The sequence below is a fragment of the Bacillus sp. FSL K6-1005 genome (assembly GCF_038000225.1).
In the GTDB taxonomy this organism is placed as follows: Bacteria; Bacillota; Bacilli; order Bacillales; family Bacillaceae; genus Bacillus; species Bacillus mojavensis.
This window is the reverse complement of record NZ_JBBOBP010000001.1, coordinates 3270029-3296021: the sequence shown is the minus strand read 5'-3', so window position 1 is coordinate 3296021 and position 25993 is coordinate 3270029. Positions and strand designations below refer to the sequence as shown.

The window sequence follows — 25993 nt, the reverse complement described above, 5'->3', positions numbered from 1 at the left end:
GAAGAGGTGTGCTATATGAATGTAAATCAAAATAAAAAAGTATTATTTTTGACGGACATGGAAAACGGTTTGGAGCCTATTTTACAAGAAATGACTAACACTCCAGCAGAAAATATGCTGACTATACAAAGCTATGGTGCCGCTATCTCACATCCTTATGGAGAAATCATGAGGTCTGTTATTTTTGCGATTTACCAGGAAGATGTTGAGGAGGTTTTTGTAGTAGGAACCAAAGATAAGCGGACTTCAACAGGTTATGGACTCACTCAACTTGAAACAATGAAAGATAAAATACAAACATTGGATTATCTCTTTCAACATTGCAAGCCTGAATTTTTAGGCGGTACGGTCGATGAGTGGCTAAATGAAAATAACAGCGGCACGATTGAAAAAAGTGTTGATATCATACGCCAACATCCACTTGTGCCGTCATATGTTAAAGTTAGAGGTTTAATCGTTGATCATAAGGATGGGGAATCCTCAATTGTGGAGGTTCCTTCTAGCAAAACAGGTCAAGCCTTACCTGATCATTGCTTGTCATGATGGAGTGAAGTGGTCAGCTTCTACACCCATATAGGGGAGAAAGCAGTTCTAAGGAGAATGTAATGGGCGCCAATATAACTGATTTTGTCACGAAATCAATAGAGGAAATGAGCTCGTTTGATCGTGAAAATATGGAATGTGTGAAAAAAGTAATAAGAAAAGCCATTCATTTTTATCATTTAAAATCTTATGAAGAAGTTGAGGAAACCCATTTAGGGAGCATTCGTATTTTGCATGTACACTCTATGATGGAAGAAAATATGTTATCCAAAATGATAGTGGTCTTAAGAAACGGTAAAACTGATTTGGATATTGAAGGTGTATATGAAGGACATGTTGTAAGAGAATATTAATGAGACGAACGAACAAATAGAATATGCTGCTAATTATTTTGCCAGGAGATGTTTTATATATGAAGAAATCGAAGGGTTCTTATGAATCAGAGATCAGTAAGTCAATTACGCAATGGGAAAAGGATTATCTTGGGCGCGGGTCTGTGTCTGTTAAGACTGATATATTGAGGGATATGATCATTGTTAATTTAAAGGGAATTTTAACACCAGCTGAATATACAGTTTGTGGAACAAAAGAGGGCATGTTATCTATCAAACAAACTCGTTCGGAGTTAGTTGAATCAGGGATAGAAGGTCTTAAGAATATCATCCTAACGATAACTGGAGAAGAAGTGAAAAGTTTTCATACAGATTTAAGCTCTCGGACAGGTGAGCGAGTAATGGTATTTAAATTAAGTAATGATCTGGAGAAAAAATTATAATCTAGAGAGTTAAAATGTTTTATTAAACACTGTCTTGTTATTCCTGAAGATTCAATGGTTCATTTCGGAAAGATCTAACATCCGCTTTTGTTACAAGCGGATGTTTTTTACAGTCTACACTTGAACAGTATTACATTCATTTTAACTGAAAGTCATGAAAAACATTCTTACATATCCAAACACAAGCATTCGCGGAAACGTCAAGGAAGTTGCTGTTCGTGAGCAAACACATGAAGCGAATATATATGGTGTTATGGATAGATTAAGATATGGTCCTTATTGGAGAAATAAAAAAGCAGAAGTAGAGCAAAGTATATATAAAGCAACGCTTTCTAATGATCAATCTAGCAGATAGGAGGAAAGTTAAGTTCTGTAATACCTCCAACGGAACTGAAATAAGTCTTCAGATTTTTAATTCTAAAAAAGTAAGTCATCAAAAATAAAAAAAACGAATTGACATATCGGAATATAACGATATAATAATCAATATGGAACCAATTGAAGTATTCAAAGCCTTATCAAATGAATCAAGGCTGCAAATTTTGCAATGGCTGAAGGAACCTGATCGTCATTTTGCACCCCATGAAGGGATTGATATGAATACAATCGGGGTATGTGTCAGTCAAATAACAGACAAATTGAAAATGACGCAATCAACGGCTTCCCAATATCTCACCATCCTTTTAAGAGCCGGCCTGATTAAGGCTGAACGAATCGGAAAGTACACGTATTACAAAAGAGATGAAGAAGCCATTGGGAAACTTGCTGACTTTCTTAAAACAGAGATATAAAAATAAACATCAATAGATGTTTATTTTTACGCCATACATATCGACATATTACGATGTGTTTATTTTTTTGATCTAACATATCGTTAATTCGTGATATGTAGTTATATTAATGATTAAGGAGTGAACGTTTATGTCTAACACTTGGAAAATTTACATTTTAGCCATTGTCAGCTTTTTAGTCGGAACATCAGAGTACATCATTTCGGGAATTTTGGATCAAATTGCTCATACTCTCGGGATCACTTTGGCTGCCGCGGGTCAGCTTATTACCATTTTTTCACTTGTATATGCTCTTTCTACACCCGTACTTATGGCATTGACAGCAAGTATGGATAGACGCAGATTGATGATGTATGCTCTCGGTTTGTTTGTGTTCGGCAATATCTTGGCCTTTGTCCTGCCTGGTTATGGATGGTTTATTGCAGCGCGGATCATTATGGCGATGGGAGCAGGTGTTGTTGTTGTCACCGCATTAACGATTGCTGCTAAGATTGCGCCGGAAGGGAAGCAGGGCAGTGCCATCGCTACGGTCGTTATGGGATTTACCGCTTCTTTAATCATTGGTGTTCCGCTTGGAAGATTGATAGCAACAGCATTAGGCTGGAAGTCTGTATTTGGTGCAATTGCTTTGTTGGGATTGATCGCAATGGCCGTTATATTCTTTACTCTTCCGCATACTGAAGGAGATAAGCCCGTACCTTTGCTTCAACAGCTTGCCCTTTTCAAAAAACGGAAAGTGGCGATGGGATTATCAATCACTTTCTTCTGGCTCGGGGGATATTCTGTTGCTTATACCTATTTGTCACCTTTTCTCTTGAACATTTCAGGAATAAGCGGCAATCTGCTTAGCGGTGTTTTGCTTATATTCGGGATTGCCAGTTTGGTTGGATCAAAGTTTGGGGGATATAGCACCGATAAATGGGGAGTGCCCTTTACACTCGTTGGCGGGATGACATTGCATATCGTCACACTGATTCTGCTGTCACTTGTCACCCATTCCTATGTCGGAGTGTTGGTGATTCTGATATTATGGTCGTTTGCCGCATGGTCTACCGGTCCGACACAGCAATTTCACTTGGCTACAATAGAACCGGAAATGTCAGGTGTTTTGCTTAGCATGAATCAGTCAATGATGCAATTCGCCATGGCAGTCGGCGCAGGAATAGGCGGGGTTTTTGTAGAAAACGTATCATTGGCCTCGATTACCTGGATTGGTGCATTAGGGGTTATGATTGCAATTATTGCATCATTAATGAGTTTTCATTCACAACCGAAACAGGCGCTAAAGGATATCAATCAATAACACACTGGCTTGTTTTACTTCTTAAAATTCAATAGGTTCATATCGAAAGATCTAACATCCGCTCATCAATACAAGCGGGTGTTTTTTTATAAGCTGTTCAAAGTCAGTCCATATGCCTTCCAAGGGAAGACATCGTTCTGTATGTGTCGAAGGCGCTGAAGCTGAAAGAGATTTCTTAAGGCTTTGCCGGCGGACAGCTGAAGCACGGCACGATTGCCTTGATCGAACAAGGTACACCAGTATATGAGTCAAAATGGTTTGTTAGTCGTTTTATTAGCTCCTCACAGGAGTATTTATATGTCAATTTGAAGGTAAGGCGCTTATCGGAAAATATGCTGAGTGTCTGTTATCAAACGAGAGAGGGGCTCTTTTATGAAATCAAATTAGGTAAAATGCGTCAAATGTCAAAACGAAACCTTTCCAAAGTTAATCAGAAATTTATTTTTATACCGTATCCTTTCAGTATCACGTGAAAGGAGCATCATATGAAAACATTATGGAAAGTCGTAAAAATCTTTTTTGGCGGCATAGGTGCATTGATTTTGCTTGGGTCTGTTTCCGTTTTTATCTACCACCATTACCAACTAAATAAGGAAGCAGCACTTCTTAAAGAAAAAGGCACAGTAGTCGATGTTGACGGTAAGAGAATGAATGTTTATCAAGAGGGAAGCGGGAAGGATACGTTTGTGTTTATGTCCGGTTCGGGGGTTGCTGCGCCTGCTTATGAGATGAAGGGGTTGTACAGCAAGTTTTCAAAAGAAAATAAGATTGCTGTAGTGGATCGTGCGGGCTATGGCTACAGCGATGTGTATGATGATGACAGGGATATTGATACAATATTAGAACAGACGAGAAAAGCGCTTCTGCAAAGCGGGAATAAGCCTCCGTATATTTTAATGCCTCATTCCATATCAGGAATTGAAGCGATATATTGGGCGCAGAAATATCCTAAGGAAATTAAGGCCATTATTGCGATGGACATAGGATTGCCTCAGCAGTATGTCACGTATAAATTGAGCGGGATTGACAGACTGAAAGTAAGGGGGTTCCATCTGTTAACGGCGATTGGTTTTCATCGGTTTATGCCGTCTGCTGCCTATAATCCGGAGGTGATTCGGCAGTCGTTTTTAACTGATCATGAAAAAGAAATCTATAAAGCCATTTCATTTAAGCAATTTTTCAATGCTGATATGGAGCATGAGCTGTTACAGTCTTACCAAAACGGCAGGAAATCTGTGAATCTGCCGGTACCAAAAGAAACACCAATTTTATTTTTAGATGCCATTGCTGATCAATATAAAGACTCAAAATATACAAAACAGCAACGTAAAGATTATAAAGAACTTGCAGACCAATTAGAAGTATCAGAAGTGAGAGAGTTAAGGGGCACACACAGCATATATTTATACCAGCCTGATCAGATCTATCAGCTTTCTATGAAGTTTCTCAAACAAAAACTGAAATGAAAGGTTCGCTAAGATGAAGGGTTATCATATTTTAATCGTGGAAGACGATGTCATGATTGGTGATCTGCTGCAGAAGATTTTGCAGCGTGAGGGATACGATGTCAGCTGGAAAACGGACGGAGCGGATGTGCTTTCAGTCATTCAGAAGGCTGATTTGGTCATTATGGATATCATGCTGCCGGGTGAGGACGGGTATCAAATGTCTAAAAAAATAAAAGATGTAGGGTTAAATATTCCTATCATTTTTCTGTCCGCCCGCAATGATATGGACAGCAAGCTTCAAGGATTAAAAATCGGCGAGGATTATATGGTAAAGCCTTTTGATCCGAGAGAGCTGCTGCTGAGAATGAAGAATATGCTTGAGCATCATTATGGCACCTTTACGAGAATTAAACATTTGCATATTGATGCAGACACCAAAAAGGTATTCAATGGAGATTTGCATCATGAAGTGCTGTTTACCGCGATTGAGCGGAAAATATTCTTCTATCTGTACGAAAACAAAAACAGTATCTTAACGAAGGAACATTTCTTTGATTATCTATGGCAGCTTGAAGACAGAAACCCGAATATTGTGAATGTGCACATTAAAAAAATCAGAGCGAAAATTAATGATGTAGCGGGTGAGATCATTGAAAATATCTATGGAGAAGGGTATCGGCTGAATACCGTTGTGAAGAAATGAAGCTAAAGACAAAATATCAGTTGTTATTATGTACGGCCGTCATTAGTGTTCCGGTACTGTTGCTGGCGGTTAGCATTTTGATGTCGGTGATTTATGACAGCATGTTTAAACCGATCAATCATGGCATGCCTTTTCACAGGTCTTTTGCGTATCCGGCAATGCTGGCCGTATTTTTATTATCACTTTTTTTGTTAGCTTTTTTATTTTCAAAATCAATTCATTCTCTGCTGCGTAAAATCAATCTATTGAATCAAACCATTCGGCGTTTAGCGAGCGATAAAAAGATCCCCAATAAACTGGCAGTTAAAAACGATGATGAAATTGGCGAATTGATCAAATCGGTCAACTTGTTAATTGAACGGACAACGTACCGGGAACTGGAACTAAGACAGCGAGAGGACATGAAAAAGGAGCTGATGCAAAAACTAAGGCATGATATTAATACACCTTTAACAGCTCTCAGGCTGCAGTTATTTTATTTGGAGAGCCAGTGCCAGGATCAAACTGCATTTGAATCTTTGTACCAGCAAATTGAATATATTGCGGAATTAACGAATGATTTGAATCTATTTTCCACTGAAACGTTAGAGAGTTCATATATTATAAATGAAGAAGTACGAATAAACGATCTATTAGAAACAGCGGTGAAAAAGTGGGATTATTTATACAGTGTGAATGGGATTGAATTGCACTATAAGCCAACAGATCAAGATGTGATATGGATAAGCAACGGTTTATGGATGCAAAGACTGTTCGATAACATTTTTCAAAATACGCTAAAGCATTCGAAAGCTGAAAAGCTGGAAGTCAAGATAGAAAACGGCGCTGTTTCGATTCGCGATGATGGCATTGGATTTGACAGAGAACAAGACAGTGACGGGCTTGGGCTGAAGATTATTGAGGATGTATGCCGGCTGCTTCGTATTACCTATGTGCTGCAGACAAATGAAAATGGAACTGCGTTTTTGTTTTCGAAAAAGTGATCCTGCTATGTTTTTCTTTCTATCAGAGAATTATATATAATAGGGAGCAGAAAAGGGGTGAACAGCATATGTTTAAAAAAATCATCAAAACAATCAAGTACCTCTCAAGCAGCTCGAGTGATCGCCATCGCAGACACCGGCACTACAGCAGCAGCCGGCGCCGCCATTACCGCAGCTACAGCAGCAGCTCTGGCAGAAGAAGACATTACGATCGTTATGGCGGCAGTCACCGCTACAAACGCCGTAGCTACAGCAGCAGTTAATTCAAAAAAGTTCTTGTTCCGCATTGGGACAAGGGTTTTTTTATGTCACTGATTGAACCGCGCGGTTCAGGTCTTCGCGAATAGAAGCGGTGTGCTGATATTCTTCCTCAATGCCCAATAATTTTTTCAGCAGCAGGGTTACTTCTTTTGTCAGCGTTAATTCCTCCAGCCAAGTGGCGTTTTTCTTCTTTTTCCCTTTATATTGAGAGTACAGCAGGAACAACAGGGTTTCACCGAGGTCGAAGAAGTCATCCCGTTTTCTGAGCTTTAATTCCTCATCTTCTTCACGAGATAACTGTTTAGCAAGGCCGAAATCGATGAGGCATACGTTACCGTGATTCATCATAATGTTTGGCGTTCTGATGTCACTGTGAAAAATAAGACGTTCATGCAGGTATTCTACAATGTCCAGCAGCTGAGACATCAGCTGTAATGCCATCAGCTCTGTAAACGGCTGTTTTTGAAAAAATAACAATTCCTCTATATTATCGCCCTCGATCATCTGCATGACATAGTAGGCTTGTCCGTCTATGATGAAGTCTTCTATATAGGCCGGAATTTGCGGGTGGCTGATGCTTTTGAGCAGACCAATTTCCTGCTGAAATCGGACTCTTTCCTTTTGTTTTTTGGCTTTTGTCGGACGGAGCTGTTTTAAGACGTACGGTGTTTGCGTAAGGACATCGGTGCACACATAAACCAAGCCGTAGCCGCCCATGCCGAGGCATTCTTCGATTTTGTATTGGTTGTTCAGTATGACGCCGTCCTTCAGAGGGCGGTCAAATAATAGCTTTTTTAACTGTTTTAATGCCATTCGCGCTGCACTTCCCTTAGTTGTACTGATTATAGTTTATCAAAACAATTGCATATTGGGCTAAGTCTATTCTATGGAAGCTTAGCATAAAAAAAGAGCCGGATCATGGAAGCTGCCAGCTCAGTAGATTAAAACTGCTTTGTGACATCGTATTGATAAATAAAGAAAAACTTGAGAATGCCCCTGTGCAAAAACAAACTGCTTCCTATGCTATATCTCACTATGGTTCACAGCTCAGTAAAATGGCGGAAATCGGATATGATGCCATCCCTGATTTCATACTGTCAATTGGCTACAGCAATGGGTCTTTGAGAGATCTGGGAAAAGCAAGGGCTATGGGACAGGTGATACGGAGTGGCTTGAAACATTAAAACGCCAAACTGGCGTAAATTATTAGGTAAGCTGTTCATCGTGAACAGCTTATTTTTTTATGCCCATCTCATGAAAGCAGCTGTATCATATATCGTTCCTAATATTGTTCTGATTTCATTATATTCATATAAAAGATTTTAATTGAAGTGATAGATCAAACCCATTGAATGAAAGTGTTTACCCGAAAAAAACAATTGTATTTTCCAGAGAAATTTATTATGATGAAATAAGTAATTTTGGAGATTATCTAACTATTTTATGATTGAATTTTCTGATATTTGTAGCTTTATACGAAATGAAGAACGTTTTGAAGGCTGATCGGCCTTTATGCTATTTCGGTTGAGCTGTATTCGTTTTTAAGAGGAGGAAGCGGAGTGGAAAATAAAGAATTGAAGAGGGGCTTGAGCGCCCGTCATATTCAGATGATTGCCTTGGGCGGTACGATCGGTGTTGGTTTATTTATGGGTTCTGCCAGCACGATTTCATGGACTGGCCCGTCTGTCCTTCTGGCTTATGCGATTTGCGGAATTTTTATCTTTTTTATCATGCGTGCAATGGGTGAAATGCTGTATGTGGAACCAAGTACCGGTTCTTTTGCAACATTTGGCCATCAATACATTCATCCCCTTGCTGGTTATATGACGGCGTGGAGCAACTGGTTCCAGTGGGTGATCGTCGGCATGTCAGAAATTATCGCAGTCGGTTCTTATATGAAATATTGGTTCCCGGATTTGCCTGCTTGGATACCTGGTATCGTAGCTATGGCAATTCTTGGTGCGGCGAACTTAATTTCTGTTAAGTCGTTTGGTGAGTTTGAATTTTGGTTTGCGATGATTAAAATTGTGACGATTATCTTAATGATTATTGCGGGATTAGGAATTATTTTCTTCGGCTTTGGCAATGGCGGAGATGCTATCGGTTTGTCTAACCTATGGTCTCACGGCGGCTTCTTTGCGGGCGGTTTCTCAGGATTTTTCTTTGCACTGTCTCTGGTTATAGCGGCTTATCAAGGGGTTGAGCTGATCGGGATTACTGCCGGAGAAGCAAAGGACCCGCAAAACACGCTGCGCAACGCGATTCAAAGCATTATCTGGCGCATTTTGATTTTCTATATTGGTGCTATTTTTGTGATCGTGACGGTATATCCTTGGGATGAGCTGAATGCACTTGGAAGCCCGTTTGTGTCTACGTTTTCTAAAGTTGGAATTACGGCAGCGGCCGGCATTATTAACTTTGTCGTTATCACGGCGGCGATGTCAGGCTGCAACAGCGGGATTTTCAGCGCGGGACGTATGCTTTATACATTAGGTGTCAATGGACAGGCACCGAAATTCTTTGCGAAGATTTCTCGAAATGGTGTGCCGCTGTATGGCACAATCGCAGTGCTGATCGGATTAGCTGTCGGCGTTGTGCTGAACTATGTTGCGCCGCCGAAGATCTTCGTATATGTATACAGCGCAAGCGTGCTGCCGGGGATGATCCCTTGGTTTATCATTTTGATCAGCCACCTCGGGTTCAGAAAAGCGAAGGGCGCTGCGTTAGATAAACATCCGTTCAAAATGCCGTTTGCACCTTTCACAAATTATTTGACGATTGCTTTCTTGCTGATGGTTCTTGTCGGCATGTGGTTTAATAATGATACTCGGATATCTTTAATTGTAGGGGTTATTTTCTTAGCTCTTGTGGTCATCAGTTATTATGCTTTTGGAATTGGCAAGCGCGTGCAGGCGGATGTTACGAAAAGAAATCAAGCAGCTGAATAAACAGGAAAAAGAGACATTGACTGATGTCTCTTTTTTCATTTTTTGCGTATGGATTTTTCTCATTTCAGCAACCTATAGGATAAAGAACGCAAAGGAAAGGTGCTTATATTATGGATGTTACACTCGGTTATTTGCGGGAGTCACTTTCAAATCATCTTGAAAATGAAGTCTGTCTGCGGATTTGCAAGAAGATGCTGGCGAAGCGGTATGCCAATGAAGAGGAGTTTGTAAAGGATTTGGATGACGATGAGATGTCATATTTGAATCAGGTGCTGGAAAAGGAGATTAAGTATGCCCAAGACGAACAGGATCAAAAACGGGCCAAGGAATTAAATGAGGTGTATGAATTACTGCTTTGAGAAAGGCGGGAATGAAATTGGGTGCGATTGAACGAAGCGGATATACGTTTCAGCCGGAGTTTAGTGTCGTCCGGCAAAATGGGGCGATCCACGTGTATCGTCATGGAGAATTTGTTGAAGAAATTGAATTCGAGTTTAACGGTGACTACCCGGATCATGATTTAATTGAAGAGCTTGTGAATCATTATTGCTTTGAGCATGACATTTAAGAGCCCTGTGCGTTTGCAGGGCTCATTCATTTATGAAGTGATCAGGCCATATTTTTTTAGAAGATCAATTGTGATGTTTTTGGCTGTTGTACCGGAGTCATCAACATTGGTGACAAACGTATAGGAGCCGTGCTCTGTTTTGATGAATCCGACAAACCACCCTAATCCCATGTCTGTCAGGCGAGTTCCGGTTTTGCCGTAAAGCGTATAATGATCTCCTTCTTCTTGAATCATCATGCGTTTGACGGTTTTCATGACTGTTTTGTCAAACGGGAGCTTCTCTTTGTAAAGCTTCTCCATAAAGGCTTCTTGTTCCAACGGAGAAATTGTCAGAGAGCTTTGCAGCCAAAACTGGTCGATTCCGCCGCTGATATCTTCGTTTCCGTATGACAGGGTATGAAGCCAGGTTTTCATTCTTTCCTCGCCGATGTCCCTCGCTAATGCTTGGTAATACCAGATGGCAGATTCCCGCATGGCTGAGCCAAGTGTATGGTCGCGGTTCCATGATTCGAATTCGCGTTTGACGCCATCCCAGCGTTTGACATCATATTCATCCCGGACGGCTTTTACCTGCAAGCCGATTAAGGCATTGGTCACTTTAAAGGTAGATTGCGGAGTTTGTCTTTTGTTGGCCCGTTTCTTGTTGTAGACAAATGTCTGATCCTTTTCTAAATCATGAAGGATGAAGGTTCCGTCAGTATCCTTGAACTCCTTATCCACATTCATTCGGCTGAGATTCAGGTGCTTTTTTGTTTCATTGGCGGGCGCTTTTGCATAGAGGGACAAACCTCCTGAACCGGCAATGACCAGCACAAGAAAAGCATATATCCATTTCTTCATTTTGATCTCCCCTTTGTTTTGATCATCTATCTTTTCTCCATTTCTGTGTTTCTACCTTTAAAAGTAATGAAAAATTGCTTGGAAGCAAATACTGTCATTGGGTTTATCTTCGTGAGATAAAGTGAAAACAGAAGTAAAAAAGGAAGGCAGGGTTGCGGGATGAATGAGCAGATTCCACATGACAAAAGCCTCGATAACAGTGTGGCTTTGATGCGGGAAGGATATTTGTTTATCAAGAATAGAAAAGAACATTACCATTCGGATTTGTTTCAGGCACGCTTGCTTGGAAAAACATTTATTTGTATGAGCGGGGCGGAGGCTGCGAAGGTATTTTATGATACTGAACGGTTTCAGCGGCAGGGTGCTCTCCCGAAACGAGTGCAGAAATCGCTGTTTGGCGTCAATGCGATCCAGACAATGGATGGCGACGCTCATATCCATCGAAAGCTGCTTTTTCTGTCATTGATGACACCTCCGCATCAAAAACGGCTCGCTGATCTGATGACAGAGCAGTGGGAAGCGGCTGTAACAAGATGGGAAATGGCGGATCAGGTGGTGTTGTTTGATGAAGCAAAAGAAATCTTATGCCGGGTGGCCTGCTATTGGGCGGGTGTTCCGCTGAAGGAAACGGAAGTGAAAGAGAGAGCGGACGATTTCATTGATATGGTAGACGCGTTTGGTGCTGTGGGGCCGCGGCATTGGAAGGGAAGAAGGGCAAGACCTCGGACGGAAGAGTGGATTGAAAAATTGATAGAAGATGTCCGCGGCGGCAGGCTGAAAACAGAACATGGATCAGCGCTGCATGAAATGGCTTTTTATACGCAAGAGAATGGGAGCCGGCTTGATGCCCGCATGGCAGCCATCGAGCTCATTAATGTGCTGCGTCCGATTATAGCGATTGCTTACTTTATCTCGTTTTCAGCGTTGGCGCTGCATGAACACCCGAAGTATAAGGAATGGCTTCGTTCTGGAGGCAGTCAGGAAAGAGAAATGTTTGTGCAGGAGGTGCGCAGATTTTATCCCTTTGGGCCGTTTTTAGGAGCCGTTGTCAAAAAGGATTTTACATGGAATGACTGTGAGTTTAAGAAGGGGGCATCAGTGCTGCTTGATGTGTATGGAACGAATCATGATCCCCGTATGTGGGACAATCCTGATGAATTCCGGCCTGAGCGTTTTAAAGAGCGGGAGGAAAATCCGTTTGATTTCATCCCTCAAGGCGGGGGCAACGCGGAGAAGGGCCATCGCTGTCCGGGGGAAGGGATTACCATTGAAGTGATGAAAGCGAGCCTGAATTTTCTCGTGAATCAGGTTGAATATGACGTGCCAAAACAATCGCTGCATTACAGTCTTGCCAGAATGCCGTCATTGCCTGAAAGTGGATTTGTGATGAGCGGCATTAGACGGAAAAGGTAAATATAAAAGCTCTCTTCCTTTTCGAAGAGAGCTTTTTTGATTACTTCTTTTTTTCATCGTAGTATTGAACAGGGTACATGGAGCCTTCGGATACCATTTTGTTGTCCTCAATGTCATGCGGGTGCGGGTGACCGGCCTTATCGACTGGGAACGTTTCCATGTCTGGTTGTTTTGTTAACTTCATTTTCATGCTGTGAATGAATTCTCTTGCCTTTTGGCGGTTTGACGGGTCTTTTAATAGATAAGAAGTGATGCCGACAGTTGAAACAGCGAGACCGGAAAATAACAGCTTTTGTTTCATGGTAATAACTCCTTTCTATTTTAAAAAGTAATGTTTCCTGTATCATTCCCGTTTTGCTTAAGGCTAAACCTCTGTGTATGTTATCAACAGTACATTTTATTTTAGGTGAAGCTAGTTACTTCATTCCTATATTGGAAGGCACTATACATTGATTTTATATTATTTTAGTTAAAATTCGATAAATATTGACAAAGTGAAGTAATCAGAATAATAATATAACTTAGCAACAGAATGTCATCATACATGAAAGGTGTTTACGATATGAATCAGTTACATCGAAGAATGGGGACGTTTGCCCTTATGATGGTCGGGCTCGGGTCGATGATCGGGTCAGGCTGGTTATTTGGGGCGTGGCGCGCTGCCCAAATTGCTGGGCCGGCTGCCATTATTTCATGGGTTATCGGCATGATCGTTATTTTATTTATTGCTCTTTCTTACAGTGAATTAGGTTCTATGTTCCCTGAGGCAGGGGGAATGGTGAAATATACGCAATATTCACATGGTTCGTTTATCGGATTTATTGCAGGCTGGGCCAACTGGATTGCGATTGTATCTGTTATTCCTGTTGAAGCTGTGGCCTCCGTTCAATATATGAGTTCATGGCCATGGGAATGGGCGAAATGGACAAGCGGTTTGGTGAAAAACGGAACGCTGACAGGAGAAGGATTGGTGTTTGCTTCTGTTTTGCTTCTGATTTATTTTCTGCTGAACTACTGGACAGTCAATTTGTTTTCGAAAGCGAATTCATTAATTACAATTTTTAAAATCATTATTCCAGGCCTGACAATTGGCGCTTTACTGTTTGTCGGATTTCATGGAGAAAACTTTACAGCGGGCCAGAGCATTGCACCGAATGGCTGGGCAAGTGTTCTGACTGCGGTTGCGACTTCCGGTATCGTGTTTGCGTTTAACGGATTTCAAAGCCCGATCAATATGGCGGGAGAAGCCAAAAATCCCGGGAAATCGATTCCGATTGCAGTTGTCGGTTCTCTGTTAGTTGCGACAGTCATTTATGTGCTGCTGCAGATTGCTTTCATCGGAGCGGTGAATCCGTCTGATATCGCTCACGGCTGGAGCCATCTTAATTTTAATTCTCCTTTTGCTGATTTGGCGATTGCATTAAATATTAACTGGCTTGTCATCGTATTATATGCGGATGCTTTTGTGTCACCTTCCGGAACTGGTATTACGTATACGGCGACGACTTCCCGCATGATTTACGGAATGGAGAAGAACAAATACATGCCGAGCGTGTTTGGCAAGCTTCATCCGATTTACGGCGTTCCGCGGCAAGCGATGTTTTTTAACTTGATTGTTTCGTTTATCTTTTTGTTCCTGTTCAGAGGGTGGGGTGTTTTAGCGGAAATTATTTCTGTAGCCACATTAATTTCTTATATTACAGGCCCGGTTACAGTGATGACATTGAGACGGACAGGGAAGGATTTGTACAGGCCTCTTCGTTTAAAAGGCTTAAGCGTAATTGCACCGCTTGGATTTATCTTTGCGTCGCTTGTGCTGTATTGGGCGCGCTGGCCATTAACAGGGCAGGTTCTGTTTATTATTTTGATCGGACTTCCGATTTATTTCTATTATCAGGCTAAGGCGAAATGGAAAGGATTTGGCCAAAACGTTAAAGCTGGGATATGGATGGTGTTTTACCTGCTTGTCATGATGATGATTTCCTATTTGGGCAGTGACAAATTCGGCGGTCTGAACGTCATTACGTATGGCTGGGATATGGCCTTGATTGCCTTTGTATCACTCGGTTTCTATGTGTGGGCGCTGAAGAGCGGATTCAAGACAGAGTATTTGAAAGATGCGAAGGAAATTAATAGTCAGCTGGCAGGCGCACAGTCAGAAGCTGCTGCGGGAAAAGAATAAATGGAGAAAAACCTTGTGCTGAGAGCACAAGGTTTTTTATAGTCAACTTGTTATGGTGAACGCGAAATATTACACCCATGTAAATGTGATCAAGGTCTATTCTACTCATTGTTAAGTTATTGTAAATTTGACAGGTGACTCATTTACAATCATATGAACTTGAAACATAATCGTAGAGAGTTTGCTGAAAGATGTCGTAAACAGGGGTGAAAGCGTTGGGGATTGATGTACAAACATTACTGTTCGAATTTCTGGGAGGCCTTGGTATTTTCCTGATTGGGATCAAGTTCATGGGAGACGGACTTCAGAAATCGGCTGGAGATAGACTAAGAAATATTTTAGACCGTTTTACAAGCAATCCGCTAATGGGCGTGTTAGCGGGTTTGATTGTGACGGTTTTGATACAAAGCAGCTCTGGAACGACGGTTATTACCGTTGGACTTGTGAGCGCAGGTTTTATGACACTGCGGCAGGCGATTGGGGTCATTATGGGCGCCAATATTGGTACAACGGTTACCGCTTTTATTATCGGAATCGATATAGGAGCCTATGCGTTGCCGATTATTGCTGTCGGCGGATTTGTATTGTTTTTCTTTAAGCATAAAAATGTGCAAAATGTGGGTCAGATTGTGTTTGGGTTTGGGGCCTTGTTTTATGGATTGGAGTTAATGAGCGGCGGCATGAAACCGCTCCGTTCCCTCGAGGCCTTTCATGATTTAACAGTCAATATGAGTTCAAATCCGGTTCTCGGTGTCGTCATCGGCACTTTGTTTACGGTTCTCGTGCAAAGCTCCAGTGCCACTATTGGTATTCTGCAAGGTTTATTCGCAGATGGTCTGATTGATATTAACGGCGCGCTGCCAGTGTTATTCGGGGACAATATCGGGACGACGATCACCGCGGTGCTTGCGTCTCTTGGAGCATCTGTTGCAGCGAGACGTGCTGCGGCTACTCATGTACTGTTCAACCTAATCGGGACAACGATTTTCATGATTTTGCTCAAGCCGTTTACAGCTTTGATCTTATGGCTCCAGGCTTCGATGGGACTTGATCCTAAAATGACGATTGCATTTGCTCACGGAATCTTTAATACGTCAAATACGATCATACAGCTACCTTTTGTCGGGCTATTGGCTTTGATTGTGACAAAATTGATTCCGGGCAAGGATTCAATGATGGAATACAAGTCGCATCTTGATCCGATTTTTATTGAGCAGTCTCCATCTATTGCTCTCGGACAAGCGAAGGAAGAAGTGCTGCAGATGGGGAACTTTGCGGTTCAGGGGCTGGAAGTCACAAAACAATTCTTAGTGACAAAACAGACAAAATACGCGGCAAATGCTTATCAGTTAGAGGATGCGGTCAACAATCTCGACCGGAAAATTACCGATTATTTGATTGAGCTTTCATCGAGCTCCCTCTCAGATCATGAATCTGAGGAGCATCATATGCTGATGGATACTGTCAGAGATATTGAAAGAATCGGCGATCATTTTGAAAATGTAATTGAATTGATTGAGTATCAGCAGGCACACCGTGTCGTTATTACCGAATCAGCCATGACGGATTTAACGGACATGATGGATTTAACAATTTCCACTGTGAAGGCATCAATGGAGGCTCTGCACCACAATGATGAACAAACTGCTGCTCATGTCATTGAAAAAGAAGATGAAATTGACAAGATGGAACGAAAGCTTCGCAAAAAGCATATTATCCGTCTAAATGAAGGACTGTGTACAGGGCAAGCGGGTATCGTATTTGTTGATATGATCAGTAACCTGGAGCGTATCGGCGATCATGCGGTAAATATTGCGCAGGCTGTACTTGAGGGAAAATGATGAGAAAAAGCTTTGAATCCTAGGATTCAAAGCTTTTTTTGTAGTCTTTTTTCACATGATGAAATACATCCGGATAGTTGGTAAACACGCCGGTAACTCCCCAGTTGAGCAGGCGGCGCATATCTGCTTCTGTATTGACTGTGTAAGGGTGCAAAAGCAGACCGTGGCTGCGAATCATGCGGACATTTTCTGCATTCAATGCTTTATAATCCGGACCCGCGCCGACAGCGTAGGTTTTGATTTCCTCCAGAGCAGCATCTGTCATGGAAGCCATTTGTTTTGCTTCCAACAATTGAACAGTCGGCAGGTTAGGCTGTAATTGATGAATTTTTAACAGGCTTTCTTTGCTGAACGATTGGATGATGACTTGGCCGCGCTTTGAATGCTTGCTTAACAGTTTATGCTTCTGTAAGGAAGCGATCAGTTTTTCCTCCATGCCTGGATAGGTGTCAGGCGATTTTGTTTCGATGTAATAGTTAGCATGTTTGCCAAAATGATTTAATACCTCTTCTAATGTCGGAACTTTAAGGCCGGCGTACTGCGGCTTTGCTTTTGCCGGATAAGCTTCATTAAACCAAGAGCCGGCATCAAGTTTCTTAATCTCCGCGAGCGTATGATCCTTCACCCAGCCCGTTCCGTTTGTGGTGCGGTCCAGTTTTTCATCGTGCATGACAATGAGTTTCCCGTCTTTTGTCATCTGTAAATCCAGCTCAATATAATCAGCTTTCATTTTCTGAGCGGTTTCGTAGGACAGAATGGTGTGCTCAGGCACATATCCGGAAGCCCCTCTGTGCGCGACTGTCAGGATCCGGTCAGGAGACAGCAGGTTTCCTTTTGAGACTGCCGAAACTGGTGTAACCATAAACGACAGCAAACCAAAAGATAGCAGAACCAAAGCTAGTAATCTATTTTTTCGCATCTTTTCTTCCTCCTTATGAACAAGCAGTAACAGCTTTTATGTTAGATAACGGATGTAAATGGCGTGTTGGGAAAATATTAATCTTTTATAATCTTTTCTTATACATGCTCCGCTCGTTTTCCCGTATTCCATGTCAAGGCCAAGAACACGATAGCCAGTATACAAGATGAGATCAGCATGATGAAGCCGCCGTTCCAATCAAATCTGTCAACGACAAGTCCCATAATGGCGTTTGCGAAAGCAGATCCGCCGATGTATCCGAAAAACCCGGTCAATCCAGCCGCCGTTCCGGCTGCTTTCTTCGGTGCGAGGTCAATGGCTTGCAGACCGATGAGCATCACAGGACCATAAATTAAAAAGCCGATGCTGATCAGAGCGATGTTGTCTACCAGCGGATGGCCGGCCGGATTCAGCCAGTACACCAATACGGCAATGAAAACACCCGCCATAAACAGAACGCCTGCCGGTGCGCGGCGGCTCTTGAAGAAGCGGTCGCTGATCCAGCCGCACAGGATTGTTCCCGGTATGCCGGCGTATTCGTAAAGGAAATACGACCACCGGGAGTCTTCCGGAGAGAACCCTTTGGCTTCTGTTAAGTAAGTAGGCGCCCAGTCCACTACGCCGTATCGCACAAAGTAAACAAATACATTTGCAAATGCGATGTACCAAAGAAACTTATTATTAAGTACATATTGAAAAAGGATTTCTTTTGTCGTTAATTCTTTTTCTTGATCTTTGAAAGCGTGTTTTGGATAGTCATTCCGGTACTCTTCAATTGGCGGAAGCCCGCAAGATTGAGGGGTATCCCGCACCAAAAGGACAATTAAAAATGAAATCAGTATCGCAATAATGGCAGGGAAGAAAAACACGCTTTTCCAAGTGACAAACATAGCAATTCCAAGAGTGACAAGCGGAGCCAGAATTCCGCCGCCAATGTTGTGAGCGACATTCCAAATCGACATCTTCGTGCCGCGTTCACTTATAGAAAACCAATGGGCCATTGTTCTTCCGCATGGAGGCCAGCCCATCCCTTGGAACCATCCATTGATAAACATAAAAATAAACATGATGGTGACGCTTGAAGTTACCCAAGGCATAGAAACAAAAAGAATATTAACGATTGCAGATAAAAATAGGCCTGTCGCGAGAAAATATCTCGGGTTGCAGCGATCGGACACCATGCCCATAATAAATTTACTGAAGCCGTACGCAATGGATACCGCGGCCAGCACCAATCCAAGCTCGGTTTTTGAAAACCCCTGTTCCTGCAGATAAGGAATGGCAAAGGCAAAGTTTTTCCGCAGCAGGTAATAACCTGCGTAGCCGATAAAAATACCTATGAATACTTGCAGCCTTAGCCGTTTATAAGCCGCATCCGTCTTTGACTCATCCAGTCTCTCAATGTGAGGAGCCGGTTTAAATAGGTGAAACATCAAATCATCCCCTTTGCTGTTTGTGTTGGATGTGTGACGTGCCTCCTTTCTGACAAACAAAAAGAGCCAGAAAACACCCCTTCAAAAGGGGTGGGATTCCTGGCTCTCCTCATCTCCATCCAAGCTATTAACTTATCATGATAGCGCTTTCTTAAATTATCATAGTCTGGAGTGAATGTAAACGGGTAATTTTAAATGGAGTGAAAAAAGTAAATATTATCCTTTTAGTCATTGGGGTTATGTTTTTTTACAAGTAGCATAAAAATCTGGGAGGAGGCTGTTGCCAGGTGGATGAATTAGATATCGCATTCGGCATTTTACCGTTAGCGATTATTGTGTTATCGGTCGCCGGGACTTATGTTTGTAAAAACGTGTATATGATGCCGTTGATTAGTCTGATCATTTCTCTCGTGCTTACGTTTACGATTTTCAATCAATCATTTTTGGGATGGGTCGTTGTCTATAGTTTGTTTTCGCTGATTTTATCGTATATTACATTGATGGTGGTGAGGAAGAGGAAGGCATCTGGAAAATGAAATTTCGCCCGCTTTTTGATATATCGTTGACTATAGCAACTATATGTGACTATAATTGCTTTAATCAACGATATAAGAAAGTGGGGATGAGTTTGAAAATCAATGAATCAGCTGTGGGATTAAAATTCAGAAAGTTCAATCGATTTTACACGAATGTTCTTGGCTTCCTTAACGAACACATTTATGACAGCCCGTTTTCCTTAACGGAGACACGGATTCTATTTGAGATTTACAATACGCCGAATTGTACGGCGAAAGATCTTCAGGATAAGCTGGGGCTTGACCGGGGATATGTCAGCAGAATGCTAAAACAGTTTGAAAAAGAAGATTTGATTTATAAAGAGAAGAGCAAAGCTGATGCCCGCCACCATTATATATATGTGACGGAAACGGGGGAAACCATTTATAAAAAGCTTGAGAAGAAAGCAAATGAACAGGTTGAGCTGATGTTGAAGGAAATCGATGACGAAAAGCAGCACAAGCTTGCGACAGCTATGAAGGAGATTGAAGCCATATTGTCTCAGTCGCTCTCATCCAAGACATCGGGTATTTCAATCAGAGATTATTATCTATCGGATGACATTCACCTTCTCATCGAAAAGCAAAGGCAATTTTATGCAGAAGCTCATGGCTGGGATAATACATTTTTAGCTTATCTCCATGAGACATTTGACGCGGAAATTGAAAAGATATGGATCGCGGAAAGCGGCGGAAAATTTGCAGGCTGTGTCGGATTGGTCAAACAAGATAAAAAGACGGTGCAGCTGAGATGGTTCTTGGTTGATGCCGCTTTTCGGGGCAGAGGGCTGGGCACACAACTGCTTGAGCATCTCGTTACATATAGCAGAGAGATGAAGTTTGAACGGATTTATCTTTGGACAGTGAGCAGTATGGCTGAAGCCCGTCCGCTTTACGAGAAATTTGGATTCAGACTGAGTGAAGTGAAAGAAGAAACGTCATTATGGGGACAGCATCTGACAGAAGAGCGGTGGGATTTAGAGCTGTCATGAAAAGACTCCACTATGCTTGGATCATTGTTTTTATCACCTTTTTGATTTTACTGGCCGTACAAGGTGTGCGCCTGTCGTTTGGTGCGTTTGTCGAGCCTTGGGAGCGGGAGTTTTCGCTGGATAGGGGCACCATCTCGCTGATTTCAACGCTGAGCTTTGTCGTTTACGGGATATCCCAGCCTGTGATCGGGCGGCTTGTGGACAGATGGGGCGCGCGGGCGGTTTTATCATGGAGCACGTTACTGACCGGGATCAGCATTTTCTCGACATGTTTTATCACTTCACCGTGGCAGCTCTTTCTGCTTTACGGGTTGGGGGTGTCACTCGGAGTTGGCGGAGCGTCGAATGTAGCAACAAGTGTGCTGGTGGTGAATTGGTTCAGCAAAAAGCGCGGCCTTGCCTTTGGAATCATGGAAGCGGGCTTTGGAGCGGGTCAAATGCTGCTGGTTCCCGGCTCGCTTATGCTGATCCATTGGTTTAGCTGGAAGCTGACGGTTGTGGCATTGGGGTTGCTGTTAATGGTCATTGTCCTTCCGGCAGCCCTTTTATTGCTGCGAAATCATCCTTCAGAGAAAAATGAAGAGCCGATCGGCGGAGCTGCTGAGGAGGAGGTAGAAACAGGATCAAAAACCAAAGCAGGCTCAGTAACTGCGATGTTTCGTATGAGGCAGTTTTGGCTGTTGATCCTTCCGTTTTTAATCTGCGGCTTTACGACCGTCGGGCTGATGGATACCCATTTGATTCCCTTTTCTCATGATCACGGTTTTTCTACGACTGTTACGAGCGCCGCTGTCAGTCTGCTGGCCGGTTTTAATATCGCTGGTATCTTACTGTCCGGAATCATAGCGGATCGGTGGAGCAGCCGGAAAATCCTGTGTTTTTTATATGCGGTGCGCGCGCTGTCGATTGTAATTCTGATTTACAGCCACGAACCCTACCTGCTTTTAGGCTTTGCGGTTCTGTTTGGATTAGTGGACTTTGCAACGGTAGCGCCGACGCAAATGCTTGCCACCCAGTACTTTCAAAATTACTCGATCGGCCTCATGATCGGCTGGCTGTCACTTGCCCATCAAATCGGCTCTGCCCTCGGAGCATATGTGCCCGGCGTCATTTATACCGTAACAGGTGAGTATACGCTGGCTTTTTATGTATCGATTGGAATGCTTGTGCTTGCGAGCGTGATGAACGTGATGCTGAGGGAGCCTGCGGCGATGAATCGTGACAATGCGGCTGTGACGGAGAAGGTGTAAGTGAGAAAAAGCATCTCTGGAGAGGATTATTCAGAGATGCTTTTTTTGTATTTTTGTTCTAATACGAAGTCGATCATACCGACAATGCGGGTGTTTTCGGATTTTTGTTTGAAGTTTTGGGAGATTTGAATTCTTTTAGCATTTGGAAAAGATGCAACAATCCATAACAAGCCGATTAGCACAAACAACATTTGTATAGACATGGCTATTAAGTCATTATAATGAGTGCTGAAAAAAAATATATATAGAGTTATTAATGTGACGCAAAATACGATTTTAATAGAATGCTTGAAGGTGAGTTCAGGTTCAGTTAAGCACATTTTCATTTGGTTTAATGTCAATGAATCTTGTTTCATAAGATATGTCAATAATTCATTATCATTATTTCTGACAGGAAACAATTCAGTTTCAATTTTTTTGACTGTTTTCCTATAAATTTGCATATCAAATTTCATGTAGAATCCTCCTTGAAAATAAATCCATGAATACTCATAGAGTATTCATGGATTATAAAACTATCTAAAAGCTGCTAATAACGAACCGAACAGTACTGCCGCTGCTCCTGCCTCAGGTGCTAAGAGTACTAAAGCACCAATACCTACAACTACAATAATACCTGTACCTACCAGCAGCATGTTGTTTACAATAGTATCCCAATTTGGTGTGTATACTTCTTCTTCCGAATCTGGTAATCTAAAGTGCTTCTGTTTTATTTTAAACGTAATCGTAGTCGTAAGTCCAGTTGTAGCACTGTCACCTACTGGAATATCAGGCGTATAGATTTTAAATTGAATATTTAATGATTGAGCTGTCGGGTTCACATAAATTTCTAAAAATCCATTACGTACTGACAAGCTGAGACTGTTTAAAAGGTTTTGATAAGAATCAATTTGTGACGCAGTGAGAGACGTTTGGGTATCGCCCAATAAACCCGTGATATAGGCACCTGGTTTACCATTTGTAATGGTAATTGTGTTTGGTGAGCCTTCACTTGGTATGGTTGCCAGAAGTGATGTGGATAGAATAATATCCAACTCTGGTGATGTGAAAATGGTTTCTGTCGTGTCAAATTCAAACATCGCGTTTGCGAGACCTGATAGATTTTCTAAAGCTGGAATGGTAGATAAAATGTCTGTCAGTGTACGCAGTCTTGCATCATATACCGGATCAGAAGGTGGATTTACATGGCTTACTCCAGAGTCTTTTCCTGAAAAGCCGTCTTTATCAATCCCGATGCTTCCAGAACCGCTTCCGATTGTTCCTTCATAAAATTGATCAAAGGCCCAGTTATTTGGCATCGGATAGCCGAGATTGCCGCTGAAGCCAGTTGACATATTTGCCACAAAACTATACTTTGTGAGTCCTGCTTCTTGGGTTCGGATACAAATATTTCTTGGTCCGTATACGCCTATTTCGTATTTAGGCGCAGTAGAAAATGTCTGCATTTTCGCAAAAGCTGACTTGATTTCCTGGAAATAAGGAATAATTTTATCTGTTACTTCATAATCGTAGGCATCAAAATCGACAGCAAAATAAATGGTCGTTCCGGATGGGAAGCCTAGTCTGCGAGCTGCTGATGCCGCACTGTAAGCATCTCTTGTTCCTTGGTCTTTTACAAAGTAAGAAGATTCATAGCCGCCGTCTTGATAAATCGGAAAGACCTTTAATCCGGCATCAAAAATAACCGCAAGTTCTTCAGACGTCAGGGCTTTTGATGTGAGGCCATTGCTTGTCCGCACATTTCCGGTCAAATATCTGCCAACTGTTTTATAACCGTTATTCCGCAGTGTTTGAGCTTTTTCTGCAGTTATAATAGTAGCGGTATCACAAGCTGAAGCGGCGCGTGTTGTGTCTCCTGAGCTTGATAATAAAGCTTTAATGGTCGGCATATCTGCATAACCTGTTTGCGGCAGGCACATGAACTCTTGAAATGCTTTAACGGCTGAAACAACACCGACGCCGTATTTGCCGTCAAACTCACCAGGGTCGAATGATTTTCCGTTGCAATAAAGGGCGTACTGAACAATTAAAACAAAGCCTGTTCTTGAATCACCGGGAGTTAAAGTAGGGCATAAGCTTGTTGTGCCGTTTCCGAAAAATCCATTGGCGACACTTGTGCTCATACCTTCTTCTTTTTGCAAAGCATAAATAAGGGCCTTGTTGGTATCGCGGGCATACAGTCCGTCACAAGGCATTAAACCGATATAGTCATTGTAGTCCCGGTTTAAGTTTTGTTGAATCTGACGGATCCTTGAATCGCCCCCAGACACTAGCTTAAAAGCGCTCATGTCCAATAAGGCTTTCATAATCAAGGCGGTGACAATTCCGTCCTGAGTTGTCAGTCCTGCAGCTTTCTGAAACTCCTTCACCGCATTTTCTGTTTTTTCGTAAAAGACGCCTGTAAAACCGCCGGGATTGAAGCCTTTGCACCATAAAGCCCCCTGTAAAATAAAATTCATGTTGCTTGGTTTTGAATCTGGAGCTTGGCGTTTAAGAGGCTTAAATAAGCGCTGCGTTGTTGGCCCGAAGTTATTAGCTGGCTCTGAGATACCTAGTTCAATTTGAAGCGCCCGAGTCAGACCGTAGATCGTATCCCACCCAGTTTTCCCGCTTTCTTCTACTGGGTTATACCCATGTTTGCCCCTGTACGTCTCGTTCAGCCACTGCTGTGTGATTAAAACCATTTCATCCATTTCGATTCCTCCATTCTTTTGATCGCGTTCATCTATAGGTGGCAAACGTAGGACGAGTTTAAAAAAAGCCGATACGGCATCTTTTAAACCCGTTCATCTTTCCATTTCGCTCTTTTAGCTCTGAAAAATAGAGTCCTAACAGTGTAAGCGCCCCTCCCAGAAGAGCAATCCATGTCATTTTTTTCTACAAAATCAAGATAGAAGAGATGATTGTGATATTGGCATCATGTAAATATAAGCGCTCAAAGAGAGAGCAGGTCGGAGACATTTGCGGGTTCCATAGGCGTCATTACTCTTCCCGCATCACAGGAAGAGGAACTTCTATAAGGCAGGATTTACCGATGTTGCTCCATTTTTCGACGCTTATGCCATAGGCGGCTGGTTTGCGGGGAAAGCGGATTGACACCATTTGAAGGAGAGTGAGATGATTGATGAAAAAATGGAGGAGAGATGGAAATGCAGCCAGAAGATATTGTCCGAAGCGGTCCGAATCAATACATATGCAAACAAGGAATTGTAAAAGAGCTGCCGGTATTTGTGAAGGAATGGAAGCATCCTGTTGTTGTAACGGGCATTAAGTCGTATGAGGCATTTCAAACGTATGCTGCGATTCCGTCGGAGTGGAGAGTGATTCAGCATAAAGGGTACAGCTCGCCTGAAGCAATAAGGGAGATTGCGGAACAAGCGGCATCTGCTGATCTCATTATTGGGATTGGCGGCGGAACAGTGTTAGACACCGCAAAAGCTGTCGCAGATCGTTTGGATATTGAAGTTATAACTGTTCCGACAATCCCGGGAACTTGCGCGGCAAGCACGCCGCTGAGTGTGATCTATGATCAAGAAGGCAACTTTATCCGAGTCGGTTATCATAAACGTTCCAGCTATTTGACACTTGTTGATCCGTTATTGCTGCTTTCTTCTCCGATTGAGTATGTTAAAAGCGGAATTGGCGACACGCTTGCGAAGTGGTATGAAGCGGAAGCGATTATCAGAAATACGAAGGAGCCTGTTTCATTAATGGTCCAAGCGGGGCTTAGGCAGTCTGTCTATATTCGTGATCTTTTGCTGCAAGAAAGCCTTAAGACTGTTGAAAGCCTTGAGAAAGGGGAAGCCTCGGCTTCTTTCACAGCTGTAGCAGAAACCATTATTACTTTGGCGGGGACTGTAGGCGGTTATGCCGGACGCTTCGGCAGGATGGCGGGTGCCCATGCGGTTCACAACGGTCTGAGTTTTATACCGGAAACCCATCATGTACTGCACGGACAAAAGGTGGCGTACGGTATACTGATTCAGCTTGCGCTTGAGAAGAGAAATGAGGAAATTGAAGAACTGATTCCGTTTTATCAGCAGCTTGGCTTCCCGGTGAAACTGAGTGATTTAGGCATCTATAAGAATCAAGAGCATGCGAAGAAAGTTGTTGCGGCTCACGCGTGCAAGCCGGAAGAATCGTTATGTTTAATGGGTTCTTATTGTGAAGCGGATGTTGTGGCGGCAATCAATGTATTGGAATCATAAGCTAAAATAAGGGTTTTCTTATTTTAGCTTTTTTATTG

Annotated in this window: 26 protein-coding genes and 3 pseudogenes; 21 read left to right on the top strand and 8 right to left on the bottom strand. The window is 42.4% G+C overall.

The annotated features are described in order from the left end of the window. The first annotated feature begins 15 nt into the window (after positions 1 to 15). The 10 genes and pseudogenes from NST16_RS16950 to NST16_RS16910 all read left to right on the top strand — a co-directional run bounded on the left by NST16_RS16950 (position 16) and on the right by NST16_RS16910 (position 6861). Complete coding sequence (locus NST16_RS16950; protein ID WP_340887706.1) at positions 16 to 543, top strand: carbonic anhydrase; 528 nt, start codon at positions 16 to 18, stop codon at positions 541 to 543. Positions 544 to 605: 62 nt separating this feature from the next. Continuing rightward, entirely contained in the window at positions 606 to 896 is a 291-nt protein-coding gene (locus NST16_RS16945; RefSeq protein WP_340887704.1) for a DUF6407 family protein, read from the top strand. Positions 897 to 955: 59 nt separating this feature from the next. Beyond that, complete coding sequence (locus NST16_RS16940; protein WP_010332827.1) at positions 956 to 1318, top strand: DUF2294 domain-containing protein; 363 nt, start codon at positions 956 to 958, stop codon at positions 1316 to 1318. A 488-nt stretch (positions 1319 to 1806) separates the two neighbouring features. Continuing rightward, positions 1807 to 2109, top strand: a complete 303-nt coding sequence (locus tag NST16_RS16935) for an ArsR/SmtB family transcription factor (protein ID WP_003234907.1) — start codon at positions 1807 to 1809, stop codon at positions 2107 to 2109. A 130-nt stretch (positions 2110 to 2239) separates the two neighbouring features. Next, positions 2240 to 3412, top strand: a complete 1173-nt coding sequence (locus tag NST16_RS16930) for an MFS transporter (RefSeq protein ID WP_340887703.1) — start codon at positions 2240 to 2242, stop codon at positions 3410 to 3412. Between the two features lie 133 nt (positions 3413 to 3545). Next, positions 3546 to 3654 (top strand): annotated as a pseudogene (locus NST16_RS20900) (hypothetical protein); the annotation flags it as partial. A 243-nt stretch (positions 3655 to 3897) separates the two neighbouring features. After that, positions 3898 to 4878, top strand: a complete 981-nt coding sequence (locus tag NST16_RS16925) for an alpha/beta fold hydrolase (RefSeq protein ID WP_326226411.1) — start codon at positions 3898 to 3900, stop codon at positions 4876 to 4878. Positions 4879 to 4891: 13 nt separating this feature from the next. After that, positions 4892 to 5563 (top strand): response regulator transcription factor, encoded by a 672-nt coding sequence (locus NST16_RS16920; RefSeq protein WP_268506168.1) that lies wholly within the window; start codon positions 4892 to 4894, stop codon positions 5561 to 5563. After that, entirely contained in the window at positions 5560 to 6546 is a 987-nt protein-coding gene (locus NST16_RS16915; RefSeq protein ID WP_333514191.1) for a sensor histidine kinase, read from the top strand. Before NST16_RS16920 ends, NST16_RS16915 begins: the two co-directional genes overlap by 4 nt. 57 nt (positions 6547 to 6603) lie before the next feature. Beyond that, positions 6604 to 6861, top strand: a complete 258-nt coding sequence (locus NST16_RS16910) for a hypothetical protein (RefSeq protein ID WP_010332836.1) — start codon at positions 6604 to 6606, stop codon at positions 6859 to 6861. Here NST16_RS16910 and NST16_RS16905 read toward each other — a convergent pair. Then, positions 6850 to 7620 (bottom strand): serine/threonine protein kinase, encoded by a 771-nt coding sequence (locus tag NST16_RS16905; RefSeq protein WP_340887696.1) that lies wholly within the window; start codon positions 7618 to 7620, stop codon positions 6850 to 6852. The genes NST16_RS16910 and NST16_RS16905 overlap by 12 nt on opposite strands. Positions 7621 to 7781: 161 nt before the next feature. Between NST16_RS16905 and NST16_RS16900 the strand changes: the two are divergent. The 4 genes and pseudogenes from NST16_RS16900 to NST16_RS16885 all read left to right on the top strand — a co-directional run. Then, positions 7782 to 8017 (top strand): annotated as a pseudogene (locus NST16_RS16900) (DUF4885 family protein); the annotation flags it as partial. A 349-nt stretch (positions 8018 to 8366) separates the two neighbouring features. Further along, a complete protein-coding gene (locus tag NST16_RS16895) occupies positions 8367 to 9755 on the top strand; it encodes an amino acid permease (RefSeq protein WP_010332840.1) in 1389 nt (462 codons plus the stop codon). 110 nt (positions 9756 to 9865) lie between these two features. Next, positions 9866 to 10114, top strand: coding sequence for a sigma-G-dependent sporulation-specific acid-soluble spore protein CsgA (locus tag NST16_RS16890; RefSeq protein ID WP_010332841.1), 249 nt, complete (start codon positions 9866 to 9868; stop codon positions 10112 to 10114). 17 nt (positions 10115 to 10131) lie between these two features. After that, positions 10132 to 10323: a YbxH family protein gene (locus NST16_RS16885; protein ID WP_168746818.1), complete on the top strand. Its 192-nt coding sequence runs from the start codon at positions 10132 to 10134 to the stop codon at positions 10321 to 10323. 30 nt (positions 10324 to 10353) lie between these two features. Here the strand turns inward: NST16_RS16885 and blaOXA are convergent, their stop codons facing one another. Next, the gene (gene blaOXA, locus NST16_RS16880) at positions 10354 to 11163 is read right to left on the bottom strand and encodes a class D beta-lactamase (protein ID WP_168746819.1); all 810 of its coding nucleotides are present in this window, start codon (positions 11161 to 11163) and stop codon (positions 10354 to 10356) included. A 159-nt stretch (positions 11164 to 11322) separates the two neighbouring features. On the opposite strand from blaOXA, the gene NST16_RS16875 reads away from it, so the two are divergent. Then, positions 11323 to 12576, top strand: coding sequence for a cytochrome P450 (locus NST16_RS16875; RefSeq protein ID WP_340887690.1), 1254 nt, complete (start codon positions 11323 to 11325; stop codon positions 12574 to 12576). Between the two features lie 40 nt (positions 12577 to 12616). Here NST16_RS16875 and NST16_RS16870 read toward each other — a convergent pair whose 3' ends face one another. Beyond that, on the bottom strand, positions 12617 to 12877 hold the full coding sequence (locus NST16_RS16870; RefSeq protein ID WP_010332845.1) for a hypothetical protein: 261 nt from the start codon (positions 12875 to 12877) through the stop codon (positions 12617 to 12619). Positions 12878 to 13138: 261 nt separating this feature from the next. On the opposite strand from NST16_RS16870, the gene NST16_RS16865 reads away from it, so the two are divergent. Both NST16_RS16865 and NST16_RS16860 read left to right on the top strand, forming a co-directional pair. After that, positions 13139 to 14758, top strand: a complete 1620-nt coding sequence (locus NST16_RS16865) for an APC family permease (RefSeq protein ID WP_286059133.1) — start codon at positions 13139 to 13141, stop codon at positions 14756 to 14758. 215 nt (positions 14759 to 14973) lie between these two features. Beyond that, complete coding sequence (locus NST16_RS16860) at positions 14974 to 16599, top strand: Na/Pi cotransporter family protein (RefSeq protein WP_340887687.1); 1626 nt, start codon at positions 14974 to 14976, stop codon at positions 16597 to 16599. A 19-nt stretch (positions 16600 to 16618) separates the two neighbouring features. On the opposite strand, the gene NST16_RS16855 is transcribed toward NST16_RS16860, so the two are convergent. Then, on the bottom strand, positions 16619 to 17518 hold the full coding sequence (locus NST16_RS16855; protein ID WP_340887685.1) for a glycerophosphodiester phosphodiesterase: 900 nt from the start codon (positions 17516 to 17518) through the stop codon (positions 16619 to 16621). Positions 17519 to 17616: 98 nt separating this feature from the next. Then, complete coding sequence (gene glpT, locus NST16_RS16850; RefSeq protein WP_286059130.1) at positions 17617 to 18951, bottom strand: glycerol-3-phosphate transporter; 1335 nt, start codon at positions 18949 to 18951, stop codon at positions 17617 to 17619. Positions 18952 to 19238: 287 nt separating this feature from the next. Between glpT and NST16_RS16845 the strand changes: the two genes are divergently transcribed. The 3 genes from NST16_RS16845 (at position 19239) to NST16_RS16835 (ending at position 21747) form a co-directional block, all read left to right on the top strand. Further along, entirely contained in the window at positions 19239 to 19487 is a 249-nt protein-coding gene (locus tag NST16_RS16845) for a YbeF family protein (protein WP_268444146.1), read from the top strand. A gap of 92 nt (positions 19488 to 19579) precedes the next feature. Further along, positions 19580 to 20497, top strand: coding sequence for a bifunctional helix-turn-helix transcriptional regulator/GNAT family N-acetyltransferase (locus tag NST16_RS16840; RefSeq protein WP_340887680.1), 918 nt, complete (start codon positions 19580 to 19582; stop codon positions 20495 to 20497). Beyond that, complete coding sequence (locus NST16_RS16835) at positions 20494 to 21747, top strand: MFS transporter (RefSeq protein ID WP_340888412.1); 1254 nt, start codon at positions 20494 to 20496, stop codon at positions 21745 to 21747. The genes NST16_RS16840 and NST16_RS16835 overlap by 4 nt, the downstream gene beginning before the upstream one ends. Positions 21748 to 21773: 26 nt before the next feature. Here NST16_RS16835 and NST16_RS16830 read toward each other — a convergent pair whose 3' ends face one another. The 3 genes and pseudogenes from NST16_RS16830 to NST16_RS16820 form a co-directional block, all read right to left on the bottom strand. Continuing rightward, positions 21774 to 22202 carry a hypothetical protein gene (locus tag NST16_RS16830; RefSeq protein ID WP_268506184.1) on the bottom strand — a complete coding sequence of 143 codons (429 nt, stop codon included), beginning with the start codon at positions 22200 to 22202 and terminating at the stop codon, positions 21774 to 21776. 60 nt (positions 22203 to 22262) lie between these two features. Continuing rightward, positions 22263 to 24440 (bottom strand): glycoside hydrolase domain-containing protein, encoded by a 2178-nt coding sequence (locus NST16_RS16825; RefSeq protein WP_340887675.1) that lies wholly within the window; start codon positions 24438 to 24440, stop codon positions 22263 to 22265. 58 nt (positions 24441 to 24498) lie between these two features. Then, positions 24499 to 24695 (bottom strand): annotated as a pseudogene (locus NST16_RS16820) (EamA family transporter); the annotation flags it as partial. Between the two features lie 201 nt (positions 24696 to 24896). On the opposite strand from NST16_RS16820, the gene NST16_RS16815 reads away from it, so the two are divergent. Continuing rightward, a complete protein-coding gene (locus NST16_RS16815) occupies positions 24897 to 25955 on the top strand; it encodes an iron-containing alcohol dehydrogenase family protein (RefSeq protein WP_340887672.1) in 1059 nt (352 codons plus the stop codon). Positions 25956 to 25993 lie beyond the last annotated feature (38 nt).

Coding starts and splice junctions, on each gene's coding strand:
- NST16_RS16950 (WP_340887706.1), top strand. CDS start 16: ATGAATGTAAATCAAAATAAAAAAGTATTATTTTTGACGGACATGGAA.
- NST16_RS16945 (WP_340887704.1), top strand. CDS start 606: ATGGGCGCCAATATAACTGATTTTGTCACGAAATCAATAGAGGAAATG.
- NST16_RS16940 (WP_010332827.1), top strand. CDS start 956: ATGAAGAAATCGAAGGGTTCTTATGAATCAGAGATCAGTAAGTCAATT.
- NST16_RS16935 (WP_003234907.1), top strand. CDS start 1,807: ATGGAACCAATTGAAGTATTCAAAGCCTTATCAAATGAATCAAGGCTG.
- NST16_RS16930 (WP_340887703.1), top strand. CDS start 2,240: ATGTCTAACACTTGGAAAATTTACATTTTAGCCATTGTCAGCTTTTTA.
- NST16_RS16925 (WP_326226411.1), top strand. CDS start 3,898: ATGAAAACATTATGGAAAGTCGTAAAAATCTTTTTTGGCGGCATAGGT.
- NST16_RS16920 (WP_268506168.1), top strand. CDS start 4,892: ATGAAGGGTTATCATATTTTAATCGTGGAAGACGATGTCATGATTGGT.
- NST16_RS16915 (WP_333514191.1), top strand. CDS start 5,560: ATGAAGCTAAAGACAAAATATCAGTTGTTATTATGTACGGCCGTCATT.
- NST16_RS16905 (WP_340887696.1), bottom strand. CDS start 7,620: ATGGCATTAAAACAGTTAAAAAAGCTATTATTTGACCGCCCTCTGAAG.
- NST16_RS16890 (WP_010332841.1), top strand. CDS start 9,866: ATGGATGTTACACTCGGTTATTTGCGGGAGTCACTTTCAAATCATCTT.
- blaOXA (WP_168746819.1), bottom strand. CDS start 11,163: ATGAAGAAATGGATATATGCTTTTCTTGTGCTGGTCATTGCCGGTTCA.
- NST16_RS16875 (WP_340887690.1), top strand. CDS start 11,323: ATGAATGAGCAGATTCCACATGACAAAAGCCTCGATAACAGTGTGGCT.
- NST16_RS16870 (WP_010332845.1), bottom strand. CDS start 12,877: ATGAAACAAAAGCTGTTATTTTCCGGTCTCGCTGTTTCAACTGTCGGC.
- NST16_RS16865 (WP_286059133.1), top strand. CDS start 13,139: ATGAATCAGTTACATCGAAGAATGGGGACGTTTGCCCTTATGATGGTC.
- NST16_RS16855 (WP_340887685.1), bottom strand. CDS start 17,518: ATGCGAAAAAATAGATTACTAGCTTTGGTTCTGCTATCTTTTGGTTTG.
- glpT (WP_286059130.1), bottom strand. CDS start 18,951: ATGTTTCACCTATTTAAACCGGCTCCTCACATTGAGAGACTGGATGAG.
- NST16_RS16835 (WP_340888412.1), top strand. CDS start 20,494: ATGAAAAGACTCCACTATGCTTGGATCATTGTTTTTATCACCTTTTTG.
- NST16_RS16830 (WP_268506184.1), bottom strand. CDS start 22,202: ATGAAATTTGATATGCAAATTTATAGGAAAACAGTCAAAAAAATTGAA.
- NST16_RS16825 (WP_340887675.1), bottom strand. CDS start 24,440: ATGGATGAAATGGTTTTAATCACACAGCAGTGGCTGAACGAGACGTAC.
- NST16_RS16815 (WP_340887672.1), top strand. CDS start 24,897: ATGCAGCCAGAAGATATTGTCCGAAGCGGTCCGAATCAATACATATGC.